Annotated in this window: 23 protein-coding genes and 3 pseudogenes; 14 read left to right on the top strand and 12 right to left on the bottom strand. The window is 66.8% G+C overall.

Features of this window, described 5'->3' with window-relative positions:
* Positions 1 to 87 precede the first annotated feature (87 nt).
* A complete protein-coding gene (locus WA944_RS01350) occupies positions 88 to 717 on the top strand; it encodes a hypothetical protein (RefSeq protein ID WP_526372238.1) in 630 nt (209 codons plus the stop codon).
* An 85-nt stretch (positions 718 to 802) separates the two neighbouring features.
* Here the strand turns inward: WA944_RS01350 and WA944_RS01345 are convergent, their stop codons facing one another.
* The 3 genes and pseudogenes from WA944_RS01345 to purB all read right to left on the bottom strand — a co-directional run bounded on the left by WA944_RS01345 (position 803) and on the right by purB (position 4,045).
* Positions 803 to 1,399, bottom strand: a complete 597-nt coding sequence (locus WA944_RS01345) for a DUF1707 domain-containing protein (protein WP_526372240.1) — start codon at positions 1,397 to 1,399, stop codon at positions 803 to 805.
* Positions 1,396 to 2,621, bottom strand: a pseudogene (locus WA944_RS01340) (cytochrome P450). Before WA944_RS01340 ends, WA944_RS01345 begins: the two are co-directional and overlap by 4 nt.
* Complete coding sequence (purB, locus tag WA944_RS01335; protein ID WP_526607999.1) at positions 2,618 to 4,045, bottom strand: adenylosuccinate lyase; 1,428 nt, start codon at positions 4,043 to 4,045, stop codon at positions 2,618 to 2,620. Before purB ends, WA944_RS01340 begins: the two are co-directional and overlap by 4 nt.
* An 87-nt stretch (positions 4,046 to 4,132) precedes the next feature.
* Between purB and relZ the strand changes: the two genes are divergently transcribed.
* A complete protein-coding gene (gene relZ / locus WA944_RS01330; protein ID WP_526646129.1) occupies positions 4,133 to 5,887 on the top strand; it encodes a bifunctional ribonuclease/(p)ppGpp synthase in 1,755 nt (584 codons plus the stop codon).
* On the opposite strand, the gene WA944_RS01325 is transcribed toward relZ, so the two are convergent.
* Positions 5,850 to 7,286, bottom strand: a complete 1,437-nt coding sequence (locus WA944_RS01325; RefSeq protein WP_526375668.1) for an amino acid permease — start codon at positions 7,284 to 7,286, stop codon at positions 5,850 to 5,852. The two genes, relZ and WA944_RS01325, sit on opposite strands and share 38 nt — an antisense overlap.
* An 83-nt stretch (positions 7,287 to 7,369) precedes the next feature.
* Complete coding sequence (locus WA944_RS01320) at positions 7,370 to 7,990, bottom strand: TetR/AcrR family transcriptional regulator (RefSeq protein WP_526375670.1); 621 nt, start codon at positions 7,988 to 7,990, stop codon at positions 7,370 to 7,372.
* A 75-nt stretch (positions 7,991 to 8,065) separates the two neighbouring features.
* Here WA944_RS01320 and WA944_RS01315 point away from each other — a divergent pair, with 75 nt between their 5' ends.
* Positions 8,066 to 8,917 (top strand): alpha/beta hydrolase, encoded by an 852-nt coding sequence (locus WA944_RS01315; protein WP_526608006.1) that lies wholly within the window; start codon positions 8,066 to 8,068, stop codon positions 8,915 to 8,917.
* Here WA944_RS01315 and purD read toward each other — a convergent pair.
* On the bottom strand, positions 8,914 to 10,197 hold the full coding sequence (purD, locus tag WA944_RS01310) for a phosphoribosylamine--glycine ligase (RefSeq protein ID WP_526608009.1): 1,284 nt from the start codon (positions 10,195 to 10,197) through the stop codon (positions 8,914 to 8,916). The genes WA944_RS01315 and purD overlap by 4 nt on opposite strands.
* 118 nt (positions 10,198 to 10,315) lie before the next feature.
* Between purD and WA944_RS01305 the strand changes: the two genes are divergently transcribed.
* Positions 10,316 to 11,578 carry a cytochrome P450 gene (locus tag WA944_RS01305; RefSeq protein WP_526371258.1) on the top strand — a complete coding sequence of 421 codons (1,263 nt, stop codon included), beginning with the start codon at positions 10,316 to 10,318 and terminating at the stop codon, positions 11,576 to 11,578.
* A gap of 32 nt (positions 11,579 to 11,610) precedes the next feature.
* Positions 11,611 to 12,252 carry a TetR/AcrR family transcriptional regulator gene (locus WA944_RS01300; protein WP_526371256.1) on the top strand — a complete coding sequence of 214 codons (642 nt, stop codon included), beginning with the start codon at positions 11,611 to 11,613 and terminating at the stop codon, positions 12,250 to 12,252.
* On the opposite strand, the pseudogene WA944_RS01295 reads toward WA944_RS01300, so the two are convergent.
* From WA944_RS01295 to WA944_RS01275, 5 genes and pseudogenes are all read right to left on the bottom strand, one after another.
* A pseudogene (locus tag WA944_RS01295) lies at positions 12,191 to 13,421 on the bottom strand (hypothetical protein). The gene WA944_RS01300 and the pseudogene WA944_RS01295 sit on opposite strands and share 62 nt — an antisense overlap.
* Entirely contained in the window at positions 13,418 to 13,870 is a 453-nt protein-coding gene (locus WA944_RS01290; RefSeq protein ID WP_526371254.1) for a carboxymuconolactone decarboxylase family protein, read from the bottom strand. Before WA944_RS01290 ends, WA944_RS01295 begins: the two are co-directional and overlap by 4 nt.
* Positions 13,871 to 13,874: 4 nt before the next feature.
* Positions 13,875 to 14,738, bottom strand: coding sequence for an NAD(P)-dependent oxidoreductase (locus WA944_RS01285; protein ID WP_526646127.1), 864 nt, complete (start codon positions 14,736 to 14,738; stop codon positions 13,875 to 13,877).
* Positions 14,739 to 14,769: 31 nt separating this feature from the next.
* Positions 14,770 to 15,531: an SDR family oxidoreductase gene (locus WA944_RS01280; RefSeq protein WP_163894896.1), complete on the bottom strand. Its 762-nt coding sequence runs from the start codon at positions 15,529 to 15,531 to the stop codon at positions 14,770 to 14,772.
* A 28-nt stretch (positions 15,532 to 15,559) separates the two neighbouring features.
* Positions 15,560 to 17,029, bottom strand: a complete 1,470-nt coding sequence (locus WA944_RS01275; RefSeq protein ID WP_526371250.1) for an aldehyde dehydrogenase — start codon at positions 17,027 to 17,029, stop codon at positions 15,560 to 15,562.
* 191 nt (positions 17,030 to 17,220) lie between these two features.
* Here WA944_RS01275 and WA944_RS01270 point away from each other — a divergent pair, with 191 nt between their 5' ends.
* The 9 genes and pseudogenes from WA944_RS01270 to WA944_RS01230 all read left to right on the top strand — a co-directional run bounded on the left by WA944_RS01270 (position 17,221) and on the right by WA944_RS01230 (position 23,808).
* On the top strand, positions 17,221 to 17,817 hold the full coding sequence (locus tag WA944_RS01270) for a TetR/AcrR family transcriptional regulator (protein ID WP_526371248.1): 597 nt from the start codon (positions 17,221 to 17,223) through the stop codon (positions 17,815 to 17,817).
* Positions 17,814 to 19,040 (top strand): cytochrome P450, encoded by a 1,227-nt coding sequence (locus tag WA944_RS01265; protein WP_526646125.1) that lies wholly within the window; start codon positions 17,814 to 17,816, stop codon positions 19,038 to 19,040. Before WA944_RS01270 ends, WA944_RS01265 begins: the two co-directional genes overlap by 4 nt.
* 19 nt (positions 19,041 to 19,059) lie before the next feature.
* Positions 19,060 to 19,887, top strand: coding sequence for an SDR family oxidoreductase (locus tag WA944_RS01260; RefSeq protein WP_526371244.1), 828 nt, complete (start codon positions 19,060 to 19,062; stop codon positions 19,885 to 19,887).
* Positions 19,884 to 20,530: pseudogene (locus WA944_RS01255) on the top strand (cytochrome P450). The gene WA944_RS01260 and the pseudogene WA944_RS01255 overlap by 4 nt, the downstream one beginning before the upstream one ends.
* A 4-nt stretch (positions 20,531 to 20,534) precedes the next feature.
* Entirely contained in the window at positions 20,535 to 20,741 is a 207-nt protein-coding gene (locus WA944_RS01250) for a ferredoxin (RefSeq protein WP_370330356.1), read from the top strand.
* 2 nt (positions 20,742 to 20,743) lie between these two features.
* Positions 20,744 to 21,298 (top strand): nuclear transport factor 2-like protein, encoded by a 555-nt coding sequence (locus WA944_RS01245; RefSeq protein ID WP_526608021.1) that lies wholly within the window; start codon positions 20,744 to 20,746, stop codon positions 21,296 to 21,298.
* 91 nt (positions 21,299 to 21,389) lie between these two features.
* Positions 21,390 to 22,517: an NDMA-dependent alcohol dehydrogenase gene (locus WA944_RS01240; RefSeq protein WP_526371238.1), complete on the top strand. Its 1,128-nt coding sequence runs from the start codon at positions 21,390 to 21,392 to the stop codon at positions 22,515 to 22,517.
* 6 nt (positions 22,518 to 22,523) lie between these two features.
* The gene (locus WA944_RS01235; RefSeq protein ID WP_526371236.1) at positions 22,524 to 22,958 is read left to right on the top strand and encodes a nuclear transport factor 2 family protein; all 435 of its coding nucleotides are present in this window, start codon (positions 22,524 to 22,526) and stop codon (positions 22,956 to 22,958) included.
* Complete coding sequence (locus WA944_RS01230; protein ID WP_526371260.1) at positions 22,954 to 23,808, top strand: SDR family NAD(P)-dependent oxidoreductase; 855 nt, start codon at positions 22,954 to 22,956, stop codon at positions 23,806 to 23,808. Before WA944_RS01235 ends, WA944_RS01230 begins: the two co-directional genes overlap by 5 nt.
* Here WA944_RS01230 and WA944_RS01225 read toward each other — a convergent pair.
* Positions 23,805 to 25,448 (bottom strand): long-chain fatty acid--CoA ligase, encoded by a 1,644-nt coding sequence (locus WA944_RS01225; RefSeq protein WP_526371234.1) that lies wholly within the window; start codon positions 25,446 to 25,448, stop codon positions 23,805 to 23,807. The two genes, WA944_RS01230 and WA944_RS01225, sit on opposite strands and share 4 nt — an antisense overlap.
* Positions 25,449 to 25,603 lie beyond the last annotated feature (155 nt).

Genomic DNA, 25,603 nt, shown 5'->3' with positions numbered 1-25,603 from the left:
ACCTTGCCGCTGGCCAGGTGCTGGTAGTCGGACAGAGCGGGGCGCATTCGGCCAGCCTAACGGCCCCGGTGTGTTGTGATCGAACCCATGAAATCGCGGTGGGTCCCCTACGCCACAACGCCCGGTCGGCTGATGTGGCAGCTGTTCAGCGACGTCGTGATGATCATCTGGACGACGATCTGGGTGATGGTCGGCATGGCGGTGCACTCCGCTGTGTCGATCATCGCCGACTTCGGCTACCAGCTGGAGAGCGGTGCGAACGGGGTGGCGGGCAATCTCGACTCGGCGGGCAACAGCGCCGACGACATCCCCCTGATCGGTGATTCGCTGGCCAACCCGCTGTCCGCCGCCGGCGATGCTGCCCGGGAGATCGCCGGTGCCGGGCAGACCCTGGGGGTGACGGCCGGCTGGTTGGCATGGCTTCTCGCTCTCGCGGTGGCGGCACCCCCGATCCTCGCGCTGATGATGCCGTGGTTGTTCCTGCGGGTGCGGTTCTTCCGGCGCAAGTGGACCGCCGTCACGCTGGCGTCCACCGCCGCCGGCGAACAGCTACTCGCGCTGCGCGCGCTCGCCAACCGGCCCCTGGCCAAGCTGGCGGCGGTCAGCACCGACCCGGTGGGGGCCTGGCGAGACCAGGATCCGATCGCGATCCGCGGGCTCGCCGCGCTCGAGTTGCGTGCGTCCGGCATCCGCGCCGCCGGCCTCAAGCACCAATAAGCGACCGCCGGAACGGTATTCCAGTAGGCGCTCACCCGCACTTTTGCTCCTGGAATACAGTTCCGGCGGGGTGAGGCACGGAGAGTCAGCGCAGCAGTCGTTTCAGCGTGGTCCCCAGCGGGTGCCGGGCGGTCAGCGAGCCGAACCGGACCCGGCCGGTGACCACGACGTGCAGTCGGTGCGACGGCGGGCTCGTCCCCACCTTGACCGAGGTGGACGAGCCGACATTGTCCACGCCGTTGAGGTCGGCGGTCGCGTCCTCGGGCAGGATCAGTTCGCTGGAGCTGAAATAGTCGTCGATCTCGATCTGCACCACCGGGCCCTGCAGCGTCGCGGACGTGAAATCCAGCGTCGTCGAACACATCCTGGTGACCAGCCGCAGCCGCGGTGGCACCGTCCACTGCCCCTTGCGGGTGATGCTCGACATCCAGCTGCGCAGCACTTCGGGAGGTGCGGGCGCGGCCTGACGACGGACGTGGGGCAGGTCGGCGATCACGGTGTCCAGTTCGCGGCGCGTCCGGGCGGCGAGCACGACGTCCACCCGCTCGGTGTACTCGTCGAGCGAGAGCATGCCCTGCCCGACGGCCTGCTCCAGAATCTGACTCACCGCGGCACGATCAGCGTCCGAGGCCCTCAGGTCGGGTTGTCCGGCGTCCCTGTGGCTCCAGGGTAGGCGGCTCAGGCCTGCAGTTCGACCATCAGGTGTCGGATGCCGGTGTGCCGATTGCTACGCGTCCACTCCACGGGCTCGGCGATGTGCACCGAAGAGAATCGGCCGAGCAGCTCCTCGAAGAGCACCTTCAGTTCCAGCCGCGCCAGGTTGGCCCCCAGGCAGTAGTGCACGCCCTGGCCGAAACCCAAGTGCAGGTTCGGTTTACGGGAGACGTCGAACCGGTCGGGTCCGCGAAGGCGGCGGCGTCGCGGTTGGCCGAGCCCTCCCACACGAGGACCTTCTGCCCGGGTTCGATGCGGTGTCCGGCCAGAGTGGTGGCCTGGGTCGCGGTGCGCCGCTTCGACGGTGACGGCGAGGTCCACCGCACCATCTCCTCGATGGCGGTCGGCAACAGTTCCGGGTCGGCACGCAGGCCTCGAACGTTCCGGGGTTCTCGGCCAGCGCGAGCAGCCCACCGGCGATCGAATTGCGGGTGGTCTCGGCGCCCGCGCTGAACAGCAGGTTGAAGAACAGGTAGCTCTCGATGTCCGACAGGGCGGGATCCTCGGAATTGACTACGCCCGAAAGCATGTCGTCGGTGGGCTGTGCCCGCTTGGCGGCGATCAACTCCTGACCGTAGGCGTACATCCGCGAGCTGGCCTCCTCGACGGAGAGCCGGGTGATGGCGGCCTTGCGGGAGCCCCCGAAGTCGAAGCTGGGCTCGATCGCCTCGAACAGCCAATGCCGTTCGGATTCAGGAACTCCCAGCAGGATGCAGATCATCTGCATCGGCACCTCGGCAGCCACGTCGGTGACGAAATCAAAAGGCGAACCAGGGGTCACATCGTCCAGCAGCCGGACGCGCCCGCGCCCGCAGGTCGTCCTCGACGCGGTGGATCATGCGCGGAGTCAGACCCGAGCTGACCAGCCGGCGCACGTCGGCGTGCCGCGGGTCGTCCATCATGTTGAGCAGTTGCCCTGCGATGGACAGGTCCTGCAGCAGCGTGCCACCGAACGGCCGCGTGCCCCCGGTCACCGACGAATAGGTGTGCGGATCACGAAACACCGCAAGGGTTTCGGCGTGGGTGGCGACCGACCAGAAACCCTCGCCGTCGGGGGTGTTCTCGGTGGGTTCGTGCCAGTAGACGGGCGCCACGCGACGGTGCAGGGCGAACAGGTCGTGCGGGAAACCGTCGGCGAAGTTGTCCAGATCGGTGAAGTCGATCTGGGCCAACTCCGTGGCGGTGCTCACAGAATCGCATCCGAGGTGTATTTGGCGGCCTCGGGGTGGCGCCCGATCAGGTCGTCGACCGCGGCGACCACGCGGTCGACCTGATCACCCGCCGCCCCGGTGAAGACCTGCTTGTCGGCCAGCGCCGCGTCGAGCGCGGCCCGGTCCAGCGGCAACCTCGGGTCGGCGGCGAGCCGGTCCAGCAGGTCGGGCTCGGCACCGCGCTCGCGCATGGCCAGGGCCACCGCGACCGCGTGTTCCTTGATCACCTCGTAGGCGGTCTCCCTGCCGACCCCCGCCCGCACCGCGGCGATCAGGATCCGGGTGGTGGCCAGGAACGGCAGGTAGCGGTCGAGCTCGCGCTGGATCACCGCCGGGTAGGCGCCGAATTCGTCGAGCACCGTCAGGAAGGTCTCGGTCTGCCCGTCGAGGGCGAAGAACGCGTCCGGCATCGCGACCCGGCGCACCACCGAGCAGAACACGTCGCCCTCGTTCCACTGCGCGCCGGCGAGTTCGGCGGCCATGGACGCGTAACCGCGCAGCACCACCTGCAGACCGTTGACACGTTCACAGCTGCGGGCGTTCATTTTGTGCGGCATCGCCGACGACCCGACCTGCCCGGGCGCGAAGCCCTCGGTCACCAGTTCGTGGCCGGCCATCAGCCGGATGGTGTGCGCCAGCGACGACGGTCCCGCGCCGAGCTGCACGAGTGCGGACACCACGTCGTGGTCGAGCGAACGCGGGTACACCTGCCCGACGCTGGTGAGGATCTCGGTGAAGCCGAGAAAAGTTGCGATGCGCGTCTCCAGCTCGGCGAGGCGCTCGGTGTCCCCGTCGAACAGGTCGAGCATGTCCTGCGCGGTGCCCATGGGGCCCTTGATGCCGCGCAGCGGGTAGCGGTCGATGAGCTCGCTGACGCGCTGCAACGCGACCAGCATCTCCTGGGCCGCAGAGGCGAACCGCTTGCCGAGGGTGCTGGCCTGGGCGGCGACGTTGTGGCTGCGGCCGGCCATCACCAGGTCGCGGTAGAGCGCGGCGCGCTCGGCGAGCCGGCCGACCACCGCGACACCGTGGGCGTGCACGAGCTGCAGTGATCGGCGGATCTGCAGCTGCTCGACGTTCTCGGTGAGGTCCCGGCTGGTCATGCCCTTGTGCACGTGTTCGTGCCCGGCAAGCGCGTTGAACTCCTCGATCCGCGCCTTCACGTCGTGGCGCAGCACCCGTTCCCGCGCGGCGATCGACTCCAGGTCGACGTCGGTGAGCACCCGCTCGTAGTCGGCGAGAACGGCGTCGGGAACGTCCGAATTTCCCGCGCCGAGTTCCACCTGGGCGCGCAGCACCGCCAGCCACAACTGCCGCTCGGTGACGATCTTGGCCTGCGGGGACCAGATCGCCACCATCTCGTCGCTGGCGTAGCGCTGGGCCAATACGTTCGGGATGCTCACGAAAACACAGCCTATCGGGCCGACAGGCCCGCGCGGCGGACCGGCCATCAGGCCGCCCGCGAGGCGCCGATACGGCAGAGTGGCCCCATGTTCTTCGTCGGTCTCGACCTGGCCTGGGGCCAGCGCAAGCCCACCGGTGTCGCCGGGATCGACGAGGCCGGCCGGCTGGTCTACGCCGGTTCGGCCACCGACGACACCAGCATCCGGGCCGCGTTGAGCCCCTATACCGAGGACGACTGCCTGGTTGCGATCGACGCTCCGTTGATCGTCACCAACCCGACCGGACAGCGCCCCGCCGAGCGGGAACTCAACGCTGACTTCGGCCGCTTCCAGGCCGGTGCCCACCCGTCCAACACGGGCAAGCCGGAGTTCGCCGACGTCCCCCGCGGTGCCCGCATCGCCAGTGCGCTGGATCTCGAGATGGACCCCTACTCCACGGCTGCGCGCCGCGCCGTCGAGGTGTATCCGCACCCGGCCACGGTGGCGCTGTTCCGGCTCGGCAGGACCCTGAAGTACAAGGCCAAGCCCGGCCGCAGTGTCGCTCAGTTGCGCGCGGAGCTGCTGCGCCTGATGGAGCACATCGAGGGGCTTTCGCAGACCGACCCGCCGCTACGCACGGCCGACAGCACGGACTGGGCGAAGCTGCGCGACCTCGCCGAGAACGCCGAGCGCAAGAGTGAACTCCGTCTGGTCGAGGACCCGGTGGACGCGGTGATGTGCGCGTATGTGGCCATGTACGCGGTGCGCCGGCCGTCGGACGTCACGGTCTACGGCGACGGTGAGACCGGCTACATCATCACCCCGACGTTGCCGTCCGACCTGGTCCCGGCCCCACCGGAGCCGACGCCCGGCGCGATCCACGACGCGATCGCGACCTATGCCGAGCGCCGGCCGTCACTGACCCGCTCGACCGGGCGCTACCTGTCGGAGGTCATGGGTCTGCTCGACGACGCCGGCATCAATTACCTCAGTGTCACGGCGCGCACCAAGACCGTTGCGTCGTTCGCCGCGAAGGCGGACCGCACCGTCGAGGGCCGTCGGCTCTACACCGATCCGCTCTCCGAGATCACCGACCAGATCGGGCTGCGGGTGATCACCTACCTACGCGACGACGTCGCCGCGGTCGCCAACCTGCTCGGGGAGGAGATGCGGCTGCTCGACGACCGGGACATGGGGGTCGAGACGGCGAGCGAGGGCCGCTGGGGCTACGCCAGCAGGCACCTGCTCGTCGCGGTCGAAGGTGAGCAACAGCCGGCCTCGGTCCAGGTCCGGACCATCCTCCAGCACGCGTGGGCCGAGTTCGAGCACGACATCCGCTACAAGGGCTCGGTTCCCGAGGAGGACGCACCCGATCTGAACCGGCGCTTCACGCTGGCGGCGGGACTGCTCGAACTGGCCGACCGTGAGTTCTCGGCGATCCGCGAGCGACTCCGCTCTACCGTGCCGTCGGAACGTGCGCCGCAGACCACCAGCGACCCCCGCATCCCGACGCCGGTGCTGGCCACCTATCTCGGCAACCGGTTCCCCGACGCCGGATGGTCACGCACCGAGCACTACGCCTGGATCGCGGGGCTGCTGCTCGAACTCGGCATCGACTCCGTCGACGGCGTGGATGCGATCCTCAGCCGCGTCGACACGACCGCGGTCAACGACGCGATGGGCTACCGCTACCCGGCGGGCGCGGTGCGCAGGCTCGACGACGTGCTGTTGGCGGTGTTCGGCACGCAGTACCTGCAGCTGGACGGCAACGGCGATCGTATTGCTCTGCTGGAGAACAGATTCCAGCGACTCAACGAGACGTTGGCTAATCCGGGCCCGCCCCCAGGTGCGTCGGATCGGTGATGTGACCGTCGCGGATACCCAGTTGCTTGTTGATCGCCTGGGTGATGAAGAACAGCACCACGCCGGTGGCGACCAGCGCGCCCGCCACGATGTACTGCTGAAGGGGCCGGCCCGAAAGCGGGCTGACCAGGAACAGCGACACCAGGAACCCGATGATCGGCAGCGCGGTGGGCGTCTTGAAGTGCCCGCCGGCCTTCTGCACATCACCCCGCAGCACCAGCACCGCGACGTTGACCACCGCGAACACCGCGAGCAACAGCAGCGACGTGGTGCCGCCCAGCACCGAGATCGCGCTGCTGCTGGCGAACGTCGACACATAAGTGATCAGGCCGAACGCGATCAACGTGGTGAAGATGATCGCCGCCCACGGCGAACGACGGGTGGGGTGCACCGAGCCCAGCACCGGCGGGAGCACCCGCTGGCGGGCCATCCCGTAGATCAGCCGGCTGGCCATCAGCATGTTGATCAACGCGGTGTTCGACACCGCGAACATCGTGATGAACGGCAGGATGTCATCGATCGGCAGACCGGGGGCGCCGGCCTTGACGACCTCCACGAGCGGGGTGTCGCTCTCCTTGAGCTCACCGACCGGCACCAGCGCGACCGCCACGATGGAAATCAGGACGTACACCACTCCGGCGATCGACAGACCACCGAGCAGGATCTTGGGGAACGTCCTGACGGGATCCTTGACCTCCTCGGCCATGTTCACCGAGTCCTCGAAGCCGACCATCGCGAAGAACGCCAGCGACGTGGCACCGGTGATCGCCAGGAAGGTGCTCTTGTCCTCACCGGTTTCGAAGGCGACCGTCCGGGAGAAGTCGACGTCGGCGCCACCGGTGAAAGCCCAGAAGCCGACCATGATCACCACGATCAGGCCGGTGATCTCGATGATGGTGAGGACGACGTTGAGCTTGACGCTCTCCCCGACCCCACGGTAGTTGATCGCCGCGAGCCCGGCCATGAACAGCAGGGCCAGCGCGGCCACCGTCACTTTCGACGCATCGTAGTCCACACCCTCGAAGAAGTTCGCCGCAAACGCCCTGGATGCTGTTGAGGCCGAGGTGATTCCGGAGCACATCACGATGAACGCCACCAGGAAGGTGACGAAGTGAATCCCAAAAGCCTTGTGTGCGTATAGTGCTGCGCCCGCGGCCTGGGGGTATTTGGTGACCAGCTCCAGATAGCTGAACGCGGTGATGGTGGCGACACCGAACGCGATCAGGAACGGCAGCCATGCCGCTCCGCCGACCTCGCCGGCGACGTCGCCGAGCAGCGCGTACACACCGGTCCCCAGGATGTCCCCGACGATGAACAGCAGCAGTAGGCCGGGACCCATCACCCGCTTCAACTCGGGTTGTTGATCACTGACCTTCGCCCCGGTGCCGGACTCCGTCATCGCGCCTCCCCTGACCGCTCGCTGGAAAATCCATAATGGGTCAGTCGGACTTGCCGCGCAGGGTCAACCGCAAACCTCGTCGATCACAAACGCTGGGGATGAAACGGAGCCAGCATGTCGATCACATCGATCAGGGTCGCCCTGGCCGTCGCACGCGGCCCGTCCCCGTCCCCGACGAGCGCGGCCACCACCGCACCGTCTACCGCGCACACCAGAGCGGTGAGCAGTTCCGCGCGTACGGATCTGCCGGACCGTTCGACGACCTCGAGGACGGCGATGGTGCGCTGGGCGAGGATGCGCCGCTGGATGTCACGCAGGCTGGGCTGGCGGGCGCAGGCGATCAACCGCTCGTACCGCGAGATCAGTTGTTCGGTAACCCGTTCGGGACTGTCGCCGACGAGTAGGTCGACCAAGATGTCGGCGATCGACTCTGCGCCTCGGCGCCGGCGCGACAGCGTGGCGACCCGCTCCCGCAACTCCGCCGACTCGCGGGTACCGACATGTTCCACCGCCTTGGCGATCAGATCTTCCAGCGACGAGAAGTAGTAGGTGGTGGACGCCAGCGGCAACCCGGCACGGCGGGCGACGGCACGATGTCGCACCGCGTCGAAGCCCCCTTCGCACAGCAGGTCGGCAGCTGCGCTGACCAGCGCATACCGCCGACGTTCTCCCTTGGGAGTGACTGCTGCCGTCACCTCTAGCATCGTGCCAGTCAGGAGGTTTCGGCATCGGGCTTTCGACTAATCACCGTGCTTTGCTCCGGCCACCGCAATGGCATGATGGCGCCCATGCCCGCCATCACCCGTCGCGCGCTCCTGCAAATCGGGATGGGCACCGGCGTCATGGCCGCCGGCGGGTACGTATTGGGCGCCGCAGTGGCCGCAGGCGCACCGCCGGCACCGCAGGCACCACCCGTCCCGGCTCCGACCTACGCCGCCGGATCCTTCGTGTCCGCTGCCCGTGGCGGGACGGTGACCAACTGGATCATCGCCCGCCCGCCGGGCCAGACGGCCCCGCTGCGGCCGGTGATCCTGCTGCACGGCAAGGATTCCAGCGCCCAGACCGTGATGTCGATGGGCGCCGAACGGTTCCTGGCGGACGCGGTGCGGGCCGGCGTCGCGCCGTTCGCCCTCGCCGCGGTCGACGGGGGCAACGGCTACTGGCACCGCCGCGCCTCCGGCGACGACTCCGGGGCGATGGTGCTCGACGAGTTCCTCCCGCTTCTCGGTGACCACGGCCTGGACACGTCCCGGGTGGGCTTTCTGGGCTGGTCCATGGGCGGATACGGCGCGATGCTGCTGGGCTCGCGGTTGGGCGCCGGGCGCACCGCCGCGGTCTGCGCGGTCAGCCCTGCGCTGTGGACGTCGGCGGGGGCAGCGGCACCGGGCGCGTTTGACGGCGCCGAAGATTATGCCGCCAACAGCGTGTGGGTCCCGGGTGCGCTCGACGGGATACCGCTGCGAATCGACTGCGGCTACGACGATCCGTTCTACCCGGCAACACAGCAGTTCATCGCGCAGTTGGCCGAGCCGCCGGCGGGCGGTTTCTCTCCCGGCGGGCACAACGCGTCGTACTGGTCTTCGCAGTTGACCGGCGAGCTCACCTGGGCCGCGCCGCTTCTCACCGCCTAGAGGGAGATGCGCCCCTCCGCGGCCGCAAGGCCGATGTCGGTCCTAAAATGGCTGCCCGGCAGCCGGATCGACTGGATCCGCCGGTAGGCGGCGTCGCGCGCGGCAGCCAGGTCGACGCCGACGCCCACCACCGACAGCACTCGGCCGCCCGAGGACACCACGGCACCGTCATCGCGACGGGCGGTACCGGCATGCAGCACGCTTCCGCCGCGCTCGGAGCCCGGCTCGGCTCCGTGGATGACGTCGCCCACCCTGGGGCGCCCCGGGTAGTTCTCCGCGGCGACGACGACCGTGACGGCCGCGCCGTCGCGCCACCGTAGCGGCGGCTGACCGGCCAGCTCGCCGGTGGCGGCTGCGCGCAACAGCTGACCCAGGGGGGATTCGAGCAGCGCGAGCACCGCCTGGGTCTCGGGATCGCCGAAGCGGCAGTTGAATTCAACGACCGCCGGACCGTTGGAGGTGATCGCCAGCCCGGCGTACAGCAGCCCGGAGAACGGGCAGCCCCGCTTGACGAGTTCGGCCGCAACAGGTTTCACGACCTCGTCGACGATGCGGCGGGTCATCTCGTCGGGCAGCCACGGCAGCGGGGTGTAGGCGCCCATACCGCCGGTGTTGGGTCCGCTGTCGCCGTCGCCGACGCGCTTGAAGTCCTGTGCCGGCAACAGCGGGACCACGGTCTCTCCGTCGACGACGCAGAACAGCGACACCTCCGGACCGTCGAGGAACGACTCGAGCAGCACCGGGTGGCCGGCTTCGAGCAGGCTGGCGGCGTGCGCGCGGGCGGCGTCGCGGTCGGCGGTGACCACCACGCCCTTGCCGGCCGCCAGGCCGTCGTCCTTGACCACCCATGCCGGGTCCCCGCCCGCAGGGCCGAACCGGTCCAGCGCGGAGTCGAGGTGGGCGGGGTTGTCGACGATCTCGCTGCCGGCGGTGCGCACCCCCGCAGCGGACATCACGTCCTTGGCGAAGGATTTCGACCCCTCGATGCGGGCGGCGTCTTTCGTCGGGCCGAAGCAGGCGATACCGGCTGCGCGCACCGCATCGGCGACACCGAGGACCAGCGGCACCTCAGGTCCGATGACCACCAGGTCGGCGCCGGTGCGCCGGGCGAGAGCGATGACCGCCTCACCGGAGGTCACGTCGAGCTCGTACTGGTCGGCGAGTGCCGCCGTGCCCGCGTTGCCGGGCGCCACGGTGAGCGCATCGACCTCCGGGTCTCGGCGCAGCGCGAGCAGCAGCGCGTGTTCACGGGCTCCGGATCCGACCACCAGGACGTGCACAGCAGCCCACCCTAATCGCACATCGACCCGGAAGTCCGAACCCCATCGGCCATGCACTTGGCCAAGCAGGTGTATGGTCATGGGAAAGTGCTGCACGTCACATCAGGAGTGAATCCACATGACCACAGCGAACGACGGGCTGCAGAGTTGCCCGTTCCTGCCCGACGGATATGACTTCACCGACCCGGATGTCCTGCTCAAGGGCATTCCCGTCACCGAGTTCGCCGAACTCCGCAAGACCTCGCCGGTGTGGTGGAACGCCCAGGATGAGTCGATCTTCGACGACGGCGGCTACTGGGTGATCAGCCGGCACGCGGACATCAAGGCGATCTCGCGGGACGGCTCGCTGTGGTCGACCAACCGCAAGGGCGCGGTGATGCGCTTGCCCGACGGCGTCACCGCCGACCAGCTCGAGCTGACCAAGGCCCTGCTGATCAATCACGACGCACCTGAGCACACCCGGTTGCGCAAGATCGTCTCGCGGCTGTTCACGCCCAGGGCGATCGTCGCCCTGGAGGAGAAGTTGGCCGTCGCCGCGCGCAGCATCGTGCGTTCGGCGTTGGAGAGAGACTCCGGCAACTTTGTCGACGACATTGCGATGCCGTTGCCACTGCTGGCGATCGCCGACCTCATCGGCGTCCCCGAAGGCGACCGCGAGAAGTTGTTCCACTGGAGCAACTGCATCATGAACACCGACGATCCCGACTTCGACTCCGACCCGACCGTCGCGAACGCCGAACTGATGGGCTACGCCTACAACATGGCCGAGGAGCGCCGCCGCTGTCCAGCCGACGACATCGTCACCAGGCTGATCCAGGCCGACTTGGGGGAAGAAGGTGGAGAGACCAATGAGCCCTTGGGCGACGTCGAGTTCGCGTTCTTCGTGATCCTGCTGGCGGTGGCCGGCAACGAGACCACCCGCAACGCGATGACCCACGGCATGAATGCGTTCCTGGAGAACCCCGACCAGTGGGAGCTGTTCAAGCGCGAGCGTCCCGACAGCGCGGTCGAGGAGATCATCCGCTGGGCCACCCCCGTGCACTGTTTCCAGCGCACCGCGCTCGCCGATGTGGAGATCGGCGGCGCGAAGATCGCCGAGGGGCAGCGAGTCGGCCTGTTCTACAGCTCGGCCAACTTCGACGAGGACGTCTTCGATCGGCCGTTCGAATTCGATATCCTGCGTAACCCCAATCCGCACTTGGCGTTCGGCGGGAACGGCGCCCACTTCTGCATCGGCGCCAACCTCGCGCGGATGGAGATCAAGCTGATGTTCAACGAGATCGCCGACCAGATTCCCGACATCACCAAGCTCGCCGAGCCGCAGCGGCTGCGGTCGGGCTGGATCAACGGCGTCAAAGACCTGCAGGTCGCCTACCGCTGAGGCCGGGCCGACGGGTGGCCTAAGGTTCCTTCGTGCGCACCCACGGCTGGTCCGGTTCAGCGCCTGCCAATGATAAGGAGGCGGTCGCGCGGATCCTCGCCGCCGCGGGCAAGGCGATCGAGAACAAGGGCGCTGACTTCAGCATCTCCGATGTGGCCCGCACCGTGGGGGTCACCCGGCAGACGGTCTACCGGTACTTCGCCAGCACCGAGGCGCTGCTCGTCGCCGCGGCGGTGCACGCCGTCGACGGTTTCCTGGACCGGCTGGCCGCGCACCTGTCGGGAATCCACGATCCCGCGGAGGCCGTCACCGAAGCCGTTGCCACGGCATTGGAGTGGCTGCCGCGGGAGAAGTACATCGGTCTGCTGATGGTCCCCGGCGGCGCGACCCACGTCGAGTCCGTCACCTCGGACATCGCGCTGCGATTCGGCCGGGACATGGTGGGACGTCTCGACGTCGACTGGACTGCGGCGGGTTGTCACGATGCCTATCTCGACGAGCTGGCCGAGCATCTGCTGCGGATCATCCAGTCGTTTGTCATCGACCCGGGACGCCCGCCACGACAGGCCGACGACCTGCGCGCCTACCTACGCAAGTGGGTGGGCAGCGCACTCACACCACCGTCAGCGGCAACGACTTACGATCCTCGAACACCCACGATGCGCCGCCGCTGAACTTGCACACCGTAACCTCGGGCAGTTCCTTTGCCGCGGTGTCGGTCTCGACGATACCCACGGTCCAGTCGGATTCAGTGCCTGAGACCTCGGCGCGCAGATGCGGGTCGACCGCCTGGACCACAGCCTGTAATGGCAGGTCCGCCACGGGCGAGACCAGCGAGATCCAGGAATCATCCGCGTGGGCCGGTGACCGGCGCACATGCAGCGAGTCGGGGGCGACGTCGGCCCACACATACGCAGCGGGATTGAGCAACGGGTGCAACTCGAGAACCCGCAGTGCACCCTTGACATCGCTGGACAGCCTGAGTGCCTTGTGAATCCGCTCGGCGGCCACACTGGCAATGCCGATCAGTTGCCTCGTGCGAATCGAACGCGCCAGCGCCACATCGTCTTTGGCGCGCTTCTCGACCGCTATCGTGAAGGACAACACCAACAGCTGCATCTGCAGACACACCTCGTCGGCGATCCGGGCCAATGCCGAGTGCGAGAACGCGCCGAAGTCGACGTCGGCTAGCAACTCACCCGAATAGTCGGCCATACCTTCGTCGTTCGGGTCGATGGGCTCGAGTTCGCACGAGTGTGCATGGCTGGCGGCGACGAGGTCCATCGCCGGTATGAAGGGCACCTCGGGATAGGACTCGTCGATGATCACCGTCCACCGGCAGTGCGGGTGCTGGCCTGACGGCACCCTGGGCGGCCGGTGGATCGGGCGCACCTGGGCTTTGCGATTGATGGCCAGCGCCGTGGCATCAAACGTCGGGTCCTCGATGTCATGGCACATCCCGTGGACGTAATCCTCGCCCATCGGCTCGACGTCGGTCGAGCAGTGCGCCACAGTCGTCGAGGTGGAACTCACCGTGCCATCGGTCATGAACGGTGTAGCGGAAATCCATGAACTGCGGTGGGGCGCCGATGTCCAGCTGCAGGCCTTTGAACAACGTGAAGATGTCGACGCCCTCGTAGTTGAGCGCCTTTTGCATCCGCTTGGTGTAGAGCGGACTCGAAGCGGCCCACTCCTCGATGGCCACCTGAAGCATCTCATCCCGGCCCCAGGCACTGATGCAGTGAGCCATTCCCGACCGGTCGATGAGTTGACCGACCAACAGCAACTCGGGTACCAGCGTGGCGAGCTCCTCGCGCGACAGCGCGGCATACCTACTCATCATCGATCTTGGCCATCATCGAGCTTGCTTCCCGAGTGCATGTTCAACGCCGCGTTGACGTTGGCCTTCTTGTCTTCGGACTCGCCCTTCTCGGCTGCCTTCTTGCGTTTTGCCAACACCTTGCTCACCACCCCGTCCAGCTTTGAGCCCAGCGGAAAACCCAGGTAGTGCGTGAGGAATACCGCCATCTCCTTGAGCTCAGCTCCGGTGAGCTCCCCGTTGTGCAGCGCCGCGTTCACCTGGATCTCGGCCAGATCCGCGTTGCCCACCGCGGTCACGCAGGTCAGAGTCATCATCCGTTTTTCGCGCATCGACAGCCCAGGTCTGGTCCAGATGGTGCCGAAGAGGTGGTCGACGGTGAGGTCGAAGTAGGGGTCGCCCTGGATATCGGGCATCTCCCAACCGTAGACCTCGTTCATCTTGGCAAGGCCCTTTTGTCGAAGCTCGTCCATGTGGCTACTCCTTCGTCGTCGAAGTCGTCTGCGGCACACCGAGTCCGGCGGCCAGGTCACGCAACGCTATCTCTGCCAGCGGCAACTGCACCCCGGTTGCCTCACCCAGACCCAGTGCCAGCCCCAGATCCTTCTCGCCCAGACCGCGGGTGTGGACGAACATGTCGTACAGGAAGTGGTCGGGCTGCAACGGCTTGGTGTCGTCGCGCGCCATGATCGCACCCGGCCCACCACTCTGCGCATCGCTGTGCCGCACCACCCGACCCAGCTTCTGCAGATCGATACCCGCGGCCTCGGCCAGCTTCTGCGCCTCACATGCTGCGGCGAACCCGACGAAGGTCAACATGTTGCGGGCCAGCTTCATCCGGGTTCCCGCCCCCGTCTCCCCCGCCCGGACCACCATCGACGCCCACTGCTTGAACACCGGCTTGACCACGGCGTAGGCATCCTCGTCGGCACCGACCATGACGGCGAGCTCGCCCTTCTCGGCTGCACCGGCGCCACCGCTGACCGGAGCATCCACGATGTGAACGCCCTTGGGCCGCAACTGCTCAGCAAGTTCAACAGCCGTGTCGGGCTCGATCGTCGAGTGGATCGCAATGACGGTGCCGGGTTTGGCGTGGTCGGCAAGCCGACCCACCACGTCACGCACCTGTGCGTCGGTCAGCACGGTCACGCTGATGACGTCGGCCTTCGCAACGTCGGCAACGCTGTCGGCCAGCGTTGCACCGAGTTCGGCCAGCGGCGTCATGGACTCGATGCGCACGTCGAACACGATGAGCCCGCCCGGCCATTCCACCAGGCGCTTGGCCATCGGCGCGCCCTGATTTCCCAGGCCGATGTATCCGAGCTTCAACTCCGTGCTCATCAGCGGAGTCTCCTCTTCGCGCAAGCGCTCATCAGCGGATGATCTGTCCGCCGTCGACATTGAAGATCTGCCCGGTGATCCACTTGGCCTGATCCGACAACAGGAACAGCATCATGCCGACGAGATCCTCGGGTTCGCCCATCCGCGACAGCGGGATGTTCTTCACGATGTCGGCCACCATCTCCTGCGGAGTGGTGGTGCGGTTGGCCTCGGTGTCGATCGGGCCCGGCGCGATCGCGTTAACCCGGATGTTCTGCCCGCCGAGTTCGGTGGCCAGTTGTTGGGTGAGGCCGTTGATGCCCACCTTGGCCAGCCCGTAGAAGTTCGAGTACAGCCATGCCGCGGTCGAGGACTGGTTGACGATCGCCCCGCCGCCGCGCTTGGCCATCTTGCGGTACACCGCGCGGGTGCACACCAACGCACCGTCGAGGTTCACGCTCATGAACTTCTTGTAATAGTCCCAGTCCACGGTGATCAGGAAGTCGAGCTTCATCCCACCGAAGATGGCGGCATTGTTGACCAGGTAGTCGATGCCGCCGAACTCCGAAAGTGTCTGTGCCGCCATCTCCTTGGCCGAATCCGGGTCGGAGACGTCGACCCGCACGGCGAGCGCGTTGCCGCCCTCACCCTTGATGCCGTCGGCAACCTTCTGGGCTCCTTCGGTGTTGATGTCGGCCACCACCACCGCCGCGCCCTCGCGGGCGAGTGCCTCCGCGTAGGCCTGGCCGATGCCACCGCCGGCTCCGGTGACGATGGCCACCTTCTCCGTGAACTGGTCTCCGTAGAGTGCCACCCATGTCTCCTAGCGTCGTCGTCTGAAGTTACTGTGCCGCCGTGGCAATCGCTTTGATCTCGAGATACTCCTCGAAACCTGCGATCCCCATCTCCCGGCCGATGCCGGATTGCTTGTATCCGCCGAACGGCATGTCCGCCGAGTACCAGACACCGCCGTTGATGTTGACCGTGCCCACCCGCAGCCGCGCCGCCACCGAGTTCGCGCGGTCGAGGTCCGGCGAGAAGACGGTGCCCGACAGGCCGTAAGGGGAGTCGTTGGCGATCCGGACCGCGTCGTCGTCGCCGTCGTGGGCGATGACCGTCAGCACCGGGCCGAAGATCTCCTCGCGCGCCACCTTCGCGGTGTTGTCCAGTCCGGCGATCACCGTCGGCTCGATGAAGAAGCCGACGTCACGCTCGGCGGGGCGGCCACCGCCGCAGGCGAATCTGCCGCCCTCGGCGATCGCGGAATCCAGGTACTCCTGGATGCGATCGCGCTGCCTGGCCGAGATCACCGGCCCGCAGATGGTGCCCGGGTTCGTCGGGTCACCCGGCTTGAGCCCGCCCATGGTCGCGGCGGCGGCCTCGACGGCCTCGTCGTATCGATTCCGCGGCACCACCAGCCGGGTGGTGATCGAACAGCCCTGCCCGGCATGCATCGACGCGGTGAACGCCGCCATCGAGCAGGCGCCGGCCAGGTCGGCGTCGCCGAGGACCAGGAACGCCGACTTGCCGCCCAGTTCCAGGAAGACCTTCTTCAGCGTGGCGGCGCCGTCGGCCATCACCGCGCGCCCGGTGGTGGTCGACCCGGTGAACGAGACCATGTCCACCCGAGGGTCTTTCGACAGCAGTGCCCCGACACCGTGGTCGCTGGAGGTGACGATGTTGAGCACACCGGCGGGAATGTCGGTGTGCTCGGTGATGAGCTCACCGAGCACCGCGGCGCACCACGGGGTGTCCGGCGCCGGCTTCAGGACGACGGTGTTGCCGGCGGCCAGCGCCGGTCCGATCTTGGCGAAGTTGATCTGGTGGGGGAAGTTCCACGGGGTGATCGCCCCGACCACGCCGACGGCCTCGCGGGCGACGGTGCGAAGCGTCTTGATCCCCATCGGCGATGCGATGCCGAGATCTGTTCGCCACTGGTAGTTCTCGGCGGTGTTGGCCGAGAACGACAGGTCGGCGACCGGCCCTTCCAGCTGGGCTGCCGACGTGAGCATCCGCGGCGCGCCCACCTCGGACATGGTCAGTTCCCGAAGCTCCTCGACATGCTTGGACAGCGCGTCCTGGAGTTGACGGATACAACGCACCCGCAGGGCGGTGTCGGTGGACCAGTCCGTCTCGTCGAAGGCTCGCCGGGCGGCTTCGATCGCCGCGCTCATGTCCTCGACGCTCGCGTCGGCCGCGACGCCGAGCGTCTCCTCGGTCGCCGGATTGACGGTGGAAAACGTTCCCGAGCTGCCAGCGACGAGCTTGCCGTCGATGAGCAGCCGGCTCTCGCGATCGGCCAGGATTGGCATCCGACCTCCTGTCTATGCGCCCTGGACAGTCTATGCGCCCTGGACAGCTGTCCGACTGACTTCCTTCGAACGATAGACCCAGATCACCGGGCGAGGCAAGGTCGGGCAGGCTTGCTGCCGCAACAAGCCTGTTGAACTGCCGTTTTTCGACTTCGCTTGCCTGCGGGTGGCGTGTCGGATAACTTGGACATGTGTCCAGTGATGCAGCGGCCGCGCTTTCAGATGAGGCGCGGCAACCACCTCGTAACCGGCGGCAGGAAGAGACTTTTCGCAAAGTCCTGTCCGCCGGCGTCGAGATGCTGCGCGAGTCGTCGTACGCCGATCTGACCGTGCGTGCGGTCGCGGCACGGGCCAAGGTCGCACCGGCGACGGCGTACACCTACTTCTCGTCGAAGAACCACCTGATCGCAGAGGTCTACCTGGACCTCATGCAGCAGGTCGAGTACTTCACCGACGTCAACGACAGCAGGGCCAGCCGTGTGGAGAAGACGCTGCGGGCGATGACGCTGACGCTCGCCGACGAGCCGGAGGTCGCCGCGGCATGCACCACCGCACTGCTGTCGGGCAACGATCCGGCCGTGCGGGCGGTACGGGAACGGATCGGCGTCGAGATCCATCGCCGGATCCGCGCCGCCGTCGGCCCGGACAGCGACCCGCGCACGCCGGCCGCGTTGGAGATGACGTTCTTCGGCGCGCTGGTCAACGCCGGCAGCGGGGCATTCACTTATCACCAGATCGCCGACCGCATGAGCTATGTGGTCGGCCTCATCGTCGGGGAGGACCGATGACCACCAACAGCGGCGCCGTGAGCGACGCCATCCTCGACCCGTATGACTACGACTTCCACGAGGATCCGTATCCGTACTACCAACGGCTGCGCGACGAGGCACCCCTCTACCGCAATGAAGAACTCGGTTTCTGGGCGTTGTCGCGGCACCGCGACGTGCTCCAGGGCTTCCGCAACAGCACGACCCTGTCCAACTCCTACGGCGTCTCGCTCGACCCGGCCTCGCGTGGGCCGCACGCATCGAAGACGATGTCCTTCCTGGCGATGGACGATCCCGACCATCTGCGGCTTCGCGCCCTGGTGTCCAAGGGCTTCACGCCACGACGCATCAGAGAGCTCGAGCCCAGGGTCACCGAGCTGACCGTCGGACATCTGGACACGATGCTGGAGAAGGCCCGCAGCGGCGCCGGAACCGTGGACTACGTCAACGATTTCGCGGGCAAGCTGCCGATGGACGTCATCTCCGAGTTGATGGGGGTGCCGCAGGCCGACCGCGACCAGGTGCGGGCCTGGGCGGACGGGGTGATGCACCGCGACGAAGGCGTCAACGACGTTCCCGCCGCGGCGGTCGAGGCGTCCATCAACCTGATCGTCTACTACCAGGCGATGGTCGCAGAACGTCGCAAGCAACTCACCGACGACCTGACGTCGGCACTGCTGGAAGCCGAGATCGACGGAGACCGGCTCACCGACGACGAGATCCTCGGCTTCATGTTCCTGATGGTGATCGCCGGCAACGAGACCACCACCAAACTCCTTGCCAATGCCGCTTTCTGGGGTCACCGCAACCCCGATCAGCTGGCGTCGGTGTACGAGGACATCGAGCGGGTGCCGCTGTGGGTGGAGGAGACGCTTCGTTACGACACCTCCAGTCAGATCCTGGCCCGCACGGTGTCCGGTGAGCTGACGCTGTACGACACCACTATTCCCGAGGGTGATGTGGTGCTTCTGCTTCCGGGCTCCGCGCACCGCGACGAACGGGTCTTCGAGAATCCCGACGACTACGTCATCGGCCGGGAGATCGGTTCGAAGTTGATGAGTTTCGGCAGCGGTGCCCACTTCTGTCTCGGCGCGCACCTCGCGCGAATGGAGGCCCGGGTGGCACTTGCCGAGTTGTTCAAGCGGATCCGTGGATACGAGGTCGACGAGGCCAACGCCGTCCGCGTCCATTCCAGCAGCGTGCGCGGATTCGCCCATCTTCCGATCACTGTCCAGGTCCGCTAGCACGGCCGAAAGGTCTCAGATGCCCCGTTTCGACCCACTGCCCGACCGCCGGCCCACCCTGGTGGCCGGCGCCTCCTCCGGTATCGGCGCGGCGACAGCCGTCGACCTTGCCGCGCACGGCTTTCCGGTCGCGCTGGGCGCGCGCCGGGTGGAGAAGTGCCAGGAGCTCGTCGAGCAGATCCGCGCTGACGGCGGCGAAGCCATCGCGGTCCACCTGGACGTCACCGATCCGGATTCGGTCAAGTCCTGCGTCGAACAGGTGACCTCCGAGCTCGGTGAGATCGAGCTACTGGTCGCCGGGGCGGGTGACACCTACTTCGGCAAGATCGAGGCCATCAGCACCGAACAGTTCGAGTCCCAGATCCAGATCCATCTGATCGGCGCCAACCGGGTCGCGGGTGCGGTGTTGCCCGGAATGATCGAACGTCAGAGGGGCGACCTGATCTTCGTCGGTTCCGACGTGGCGCTGCGGCAGCGCCCGCACATGGGCGCCTACGGCGCGGCCAAGGCGGCTCTGGTCGCGATGGTCAACAACCTCCAGATGGAGCTCGAGGGCACCGGGGTGCGGGCGTCGATCGTGCACCCCGGACCCACCAAGACCGGCATGGGCTGGAGCCTGCCCGCCGACCTGATCGGCCCCGCCCTCGAGGACTGGGCCAAATGGGGTCAGGCCCGCCACGACTACTTCCTGCGAGCCGCCGACCTCGCGCGGGCCATCACCTTCGTCGCCGAGACCCCCCGAGGTGGATTCATCGCCAACATGGAACTGCAGCCCGAAGCCCCTCTGGCGAGTGATCCCGCCGACCGCCAGAAACTTGTCCTGAACGAGGAGAACCTGAAGTCATGACGACAGCAGTGGTGCCCCGCGTCTCCGGTGGCGAAGAGGAACACGGCCATCTCGAGGAGTTCCGGACCGTCCGATCGGCCTGATGAACCGGATCCGCGAAGAGTGCGGGGATGTCGGCTGGTTCCAGCTGGCCGGCAAGCAGGTCGTCATGCTGTCCGGATCCGAGGCCAACGAGTTCTTCTTCCGCTCCAGCGACGCTGAACTGAACCAGGCCGAGGAGAAGGAGACGCTACGCCTGCATCCGCCGCTCATCATCCTGATGCGCGGCGCGCAGGACGAGTTCGAAGTGGCGGGCCATCCGATTCACAAGGGTCAGATGGTGGCCGCCTCGCCTGCCGTCTCCAACCGGATTCCCGAGGACTTCCCCAGCCCGGACGATTTCGACCCCGACCGCTATCTGAAGCCGCGACAGGAGGACCTGGCCAACCGGTGGACGTGGATTCCCTTCGGAGCGGGCAAGCACCGCTGCGTCGGGGCGGCGTTCGCTCAGATGCAGATCAAGGCGATATTCTCGGTACTGTTGCGCGAGTACACATTCGAGATGTCGCAGCCGTCGGAGAGCTACCGCAACGATCATTCCACGATGGTCGTGCAGCTCGCTCAGCCGGCCAAGGTCCGCTACCGCAAGCGAGTCAAGGACTGAGCCAATGGGTTGTTACCGCGTGGAGCTCGACGATGACCTGTGCCAGGGCCACGCCATGTGCGAACTGGAAGCCCCGGATGTGTTCCGGGTGCCCAAGCGCGGTGTCGTCGAGATCCTCGACCCGGAACCGCCCGACGAGATCCGCGAGGATGTCGAGCGGGCAGCTGAGATGTGCCCTACCCAAGCAATTTCCCTCAAGGATAAGGACTGACGATGCCGTCAAGGGAAGCACTCGAAGCCTGGACCGACCGTTGGCTCAAGGCCAACCGCGATGCCGAGGCGGCCGGTGACTGGAAGCCGATGGCCGACTTCTACACCGACGACGCAACCTACGGCTGGAACATCGGCCCCAAGGAAGACGTCATGTGCATCGGTCGCGACGAGATCCGCGACGTCGCCCTCGGCCTGGAGATGGAGGGCCTGGAGAACTGGGTCTACGAGTACCAGAAGACGCTGATCGACGAGAAGCAGAACGAGATCGTCGGCTTCTGGAAGCAGGTCGCCAACAAGAGCGACGGCACCCGCGACGAGATCTACGGCATCGGCGGCAGCTGGTTCCGGCTCGCCGCCGTCGGGGACGATGACCAGTTGCTGATCGAGTGGCAGCGGGACTTCTTCGACTTCGGTCACGTACAGAAGGCGTTCATGAAGCTGATCAAGTCCGGGGACCTCACCCCCACCATGCAGAAGCGAATCGAGCGCTCACTTGCCGGCGAGAAGCTGCCCGGCTACTACCCGCTCGGCGAGGCCCCCACCCCAATCTGGTAGCTCCCACCCAAGCGGTTGCTTGGGGGTGCTGTGATATGGCTAACTAGAGCCTCTAGTCTTTAACTACAGGCTCTAGTCGAAAGCAGGAGAGATGAAGACCAAAGGCGCTCTGATCTGGGATTTCAACCAGCCGTGGTCGATCGAGGAGATCGAGATCGGCGATCCCGTCAAGGACGAGGTCAAGATTCAGATGGAAGCGGCGGGCATGTGCCACTCCGACCACCATCTGGTGACCGGCGACATCCCGATGGCCGGCTTCCCGGTGCTCGGTGGACACGAGGGTGCCGGCATCGTCACCGAAGTCGGACCCGGCGTGGAGAACATCGCCCCGGGCGACCACGTCGTGCTGTCGTTCATCCCGTCGTGCGGTGAGTGTCCGACGTGCCAGAGCGGCCAGCGCAATCTGTGTGACCTGGGCGCGTTGCTGCTCACCGGTACCGCCGTCTCCGACGGGACCCACCGGGTCACGGCCAACGGCAAGCCCGTCATCCCGATGACGCTGCTGGGCACCTTCAGCCCCTACATGGTGGTGCACAAGAGCTCGGTCGTGAAGATCGACCCGTCCATCCCGTTCGAGGTGGCCTGCCTGGTGGGCTGCGGCGTCACCACCGGCTACGGCTCGGCGGTGCGCAGTGCGGACGTCCGCCCCGGTGACGACGTCGCGATCGCCGGGATCGGCGGCGTCGGAATGGGCGCCCTGCAGGGCGCCCTCAACGCCGGTGCACGCAACATCTTCGCCATCGACCCGGTCGACTGGAAGCGGGATCAGGCACTCAAGTTCGGCGCGACGCACGTCTACCCCGACCTTGCATCGGCGATGATGGGTGTCGCCGAGGTCACCCACGGCAAGATGGCCGACAAGACCATCATCACCACCGGTGAGCTCAAGGGTGAGGACATCGACAACTACCTCAACATGACCGCCAAGGGCGGCACCTGTGTGGTCACGGCGGTGGCCAACATGATGGAAACCAGCGTCACGCTGAACCTGGCGATGCTGACGCTGCTGCAGAAGAACCTGCAGGGCACCATCTTCGGCGGCGGCAACCCGCACTACGACATCCCGCAGCTGCTGTCGATGTACAAAGCCGGCAGGCTCAACCTCGACGACATGGTGACCCGGCAGTACAAGCTGGAGCAGATCAACGAGGGCTACAAGGACATGCTGGAGGGCAAGAACATCCGTGGCGTGATCCGCTACACCGACGCCGATCGGTAGAGCGGGATGACCGACAGCACAACCGAGACCGAGCTCTCACCGGTGGTCGCGGCCTCTCAGAGTTCCTGGCGATGCGTGCAGTCCGGCGACAAGGCCGGCTGGCTGGCGCTGATGTCCGAGGACGTCGTCATCGAGGATCCGATCGGCGAGGCCGTCACCAACCCCGACGGCACCGGAGTGCGCGGGAAGGCGGCTGTCGCCGACTTCTTCGACGCCAACATCGGACCGAACCAGTTGCGCATCACCTGCCAGGAGACGTTCCCGTCGAGCAGTCCGACGGAGATCGCCTACATCCTGGTGCTGGAGACCACGTTTCCCAATGGATTCGTGGCCACGGTCCGGGGAGTGTTCACCTACCGCGTCGACGACGCGGGGCTGATCACGAACCTGCGTGGCTTCTGGAACATGGATGCGATGACGTTCGCGGAGAAGGCGGATTAGCCAGCCGCTGGCAGGCCGCGGCGCGGTTGTCGTCGGTGGTACCCGCGGTGTCGGCCTGGCGGTCGCCGAGCTTCTGGCGGCCCTCGGCGCCGGCGTCGTCGTCAACGGACGCGATGAGGCGGCGGCCACCCAAGCGGCGCAACGCATTCCCGGTGCCGTCGCCCATCCGGGCTCGCCCTCCGACCCGTCGGTGGCCGATGCGCTGGTGGATACCTGTGTCCACCGGTTCGGCCACATCGACATCCTGGTCAACTGTGCGGGAACCGCCGAACCGGCAGGCTCGTCGATCCTCGACATCACCACCGAGCAGTTCAACGAGCTTATCGACGCCCACTTGGGCACCGCATTTCAGATGTGCCGCGCGGCAGCGCCGCGAATGGTGCAGCGGGGGGCCGGGGCGATCGTCAACACCAGTTCGTTCGCCTTCCTCGGTGACTACGGCGGCACCGGGTACCCGGCAGGCAAGGGCGCGGTCAACGGCCTGACGGCGGCGATCGCCGCCGAACTCAAGGAGCACGGGGTCCGCGCGAACGTGGTGTGTCCCGGCGCCAAGACCCGGCTGTCCACCGGACCGGACTACGAGGCGCACATCGCCGAGCTCAACCGGCGCGGACTGCTCGACGAGGTCAGCATGCAGGGCGCGCTGGACGCCGCGCCACCCGAGTACGTCGCGCCGACATACGCCTACCTGGTCAGTGATCTCGCCAAGGATGTGACCGGTCAGATCTTCATCGCCGCAGGCGGATTCATCGGCAAGTTCGACCGCCAGACCCCTGCGATCGTGGCCTACCGGGACCATCACGACTCCCCGCCGTGGTCGATCGACGAGATCTCCGCACAGATCGGTTAACCCGGCAGTGTGTGGTCGCGGTACTGCTCGCGCAGCTTGAGCTTGACGACCTTGCCGGTGGCGGTGTGGGGCAGTTCGTCGACGAACACCACGTCCTCGGGCAGCCACCACTTGACGACCTCGCCGGCCAGGTACTCCAGAATCTCCTCCCGGGTGGCGTTGTGCCCCTTGCGAAGCACGGCGATGAGCACCGGTCGCTCCTGCCATTTTGGATGGGGCACCCCGATGACGGCGGCTTCGGCGATGGCCGGGTGCCCCATCGCGGCGTTCTCGAGGTCGATCGAACTCACCCATTCACCGCCGGACTTGATGACGTCCTTGGCGCGGTCGACGAGTTGCAGGTAGCCGTCGGGGTCGATGGTCGCGACATCGCCGGTGGGGAAGAAGCCCTCGCCGTCGCGCTTCTCCCCACCTTCGCCCTTGAAGTAGCCACTGGCGATCCACGGACCACGGACCCACACCTCGCCGAACGCCTTTCCGTCCCAGGGCAGTCGGTGGCCGTCGTCGTCGACGATCTTGAGGTCCACTCCCCAGACGCCGCGGCCCTGTTTCAGCCTGATGCGGGTGCGCTCCTCTTCGGAGAGTCCTTCGTGTTTGGGCAGCAGCCTGCCGATTGTGCACAGCGGGCTGGTTTCGGTCATCCCCCAGCCCTGCATCGACTCGGCCCCGAAATCCCGGTCGAACCGCTCGATCATCGACTGTGGCAGGGCCGCCCCACCGGTGCCCGCGACGCGCAATCCGAGTTCGTGCGGGTCGATCTCGGGGTGCTCGTCGAGATAGGAGAACAGCATCATCCACACCGTCGGCACCCCCTGGCTCTGGTTGACGCCCTCGGACTTCATCAGGCTGTAGACGGATTCGCCGTCGAGGTGCGGTCCGGGCATCACGAGTGTCGCGCCGACCATCGCCGCGGTGTAGGGGGTCCCCCACGCATTCGCATGGAACATGGGCACCACCAGCAGGATCCTGGAGCCGCTGTGGATGTCGATGGCGTCGCGCGCCGCGATCATCAGGGTGTGCAGCATCGTCGAACGATGCGAGTACAGAACACCTTTCGGGTTCCCGGTGGTGCCCGAGGTGTAGCACAGCGATGACGCGCTGTGCTCGTCGAACTCGGGCCAGTCGTAGTGGGTTGACTGCGTGCCGATGAGTTCGTCCCAGCACAGCAGGCGATCCGCGGGAATCCCGGGGATGTCGGGCATGTGGGCGCGATCGGTCATCACGACATAGGTGTCGACCGTGTTGAGCTGGGGTGCCAGGGTTTCCACCAACTGCACGAAGGTCACGTCGAAGAACAGCACCCGGTCCTCGGCGTGGTTGACGATATAGACGATCTGCTCGGGGAAGAGCCGCGGGTTGACTGTGTGCATGACCGCCCCGGAACCCGACACGCCGAAATACAGCGTCAGGTGGCGATCGCTGTTCCACGCGAGTGTCCCGACCCGGTCTCCCTGTTGGATCCCGAGGCCGGCCAGCGCGTTGGCCACCTGCTTGGACTGATCCCTGACCTGTGACCAGGTGGTGCGCCGCGTGTGCCCCTCAGGAAGCCGGGACACGATCTCGGTGTCGGCGTGGAACGCGGCCGCGTGCTCGATCAGGGAGGAGATCATCAGCGGTCTGTCCTGCATCAGTCCCAGCATCCGGCCAGGCTATCGAGGGCGACGGGACTTGTCGGTCGGTTCTGACATGATCGAACACATGTTCGATGGTTCGTTGGCGGGGCCGGATCAGCTCGCCGGTCTCGGTGATGGCGCGCTGGCCCAGGCCGCGGCAGGCTGGGCGCGCGCTTCGGCGG

This window comes from Mycobacterium sp., from assembly GCF_049683355.1.
GTDB lineage: Bacteria > Actinomycetota > Actinomycetes > Mycobacteriales > Mycobacteriaceae > Mycobacterium.
The sequence above is the reverse complement of the archived record's forward strand: the minus strand, read 5'-3'. Positions and strand labels throughout refer to the sequence as shown.

What these genes read in the sequence shown, in the direction of transcription:
- WA944_RS01350 (WP_526372238.1), top strand. Translation starts at nt 88, where the DNA reads ATGAAATCGCGGTGGGTCCCCTACGCCACAACGCCCGGTCGGCTGATG.
- relZ (WP_526646129.1), top strand. Translation starts at nt 4,133, where the DNA reads ATGTTCTTCGTCGGTCTCGACCTGGCCTGGGGCCAGCGCAAGCCCACC.
- WA944_RS01325 (WP_526375668.1), bottom strand. Translation starts at nt 7,286, where the DNA reads ATGACGGAGTCCGGCACCGGGGCGAAGGTCAGTGATCAACAACCCGAG.
- WA944_RS01320 (WP_526375670.1), bottom strand. Translation starts at nt 7,990, where the DNA reads ATGCTAGAGGTGACGGCAGCAGTCACTCCCAAGGGAGAACGTCGGCGG.
- WA944_RS01315 (WP_526608006.1), top strand. Translation starts at nt 8,066, where the DNA reads ATGGCGCCCATGCCCGCCATCACCCGTCGCGCGCTCCTGCAAATCGGG.
- WA944_RS01305 (WP_526371258.1), top strand. Translation starts at nt 10,316, where the DNA reads ATGACCACAGCGAACGACGGGCTGCAGAGTTGCCCGTTCCTGCCCGAC.
- WA944_RS01290 (WP_526371254.1), bottom strand. Translation starts at nt 13,870, where the DNA reads ATGGACGAGCTTCGACAAAAGGGCCTTGCCAAGATGAACGAGGTCTAC.
- WA944_RS01285 (WP_526646127.1), bottom strand. Translation starts at nt 14,738, where the DNA reads ATGAGCACGGAGTTGAAGCTCGGATACATCGGCCTGGGAAATCAGGGC.
- WA944_RS01275 (WP_526371250.1), bottom strand. Translation starts at nt 17,029, where the DNA reads ATGCCAATCCTGGCCGATCGCGAGAGCCGGCTGCTCATCGACGGCAAG.
- WA944_RS01265 (WP_526646125.1), top strand. Translation starts at nt 17,814, where the DNA reads ATGACCACCAACAGCGGCGCCGTGAGCGACGCCATCCTCGACCCGTAT.
- WA944_RS01260 (WP_526371244.1), top strand. Translation starts at nt 19,060, where the DNA reads ATGCCCCGTTTCGACCCACTGCCCGACCGCCGGCCCACCCTGGTGGCC.
- WA944_RS01250 (WP_370330356.1), top strand. Translation starts at nt 20,535, where the DNA reads ATGGGTTGTTACCGCGTGGAGCTCGACGATGACCTGTGCCAGGGCCAC.
- WA944_RS01245 (WP_526608021.1), top strand. Translation starts at nt 20,744, where the DNA reads ATGCCGTCAAGGGAAGCACTCGAAGCCTGGACCGACCGTTGGCTCAAG.
- WA944_RS01240 (WP_526371238.1), top strand. Translation starts at nt 21,390, where the DNA reads ATGAAGACCAAAGGCGCTCTGATCTGGGATTTCAACCAGCCGTGGTCG.
- WA944_RS01235 (WP_526371236.1), top strand. Translation starts at nt 22,524, where the DNA reads ATGACCGACAGCACAACCGAGACCGAGCTCTCACCGGTGGTCGCGGCC.
- WA944_RS01225 (WP_526371234.1), bottom strand. Translation starts at nt 25,448, where the DNA reads ATGCTGGGACTGATGCAGGACAGACCGCTGATGATCTCCTCCCTGATC.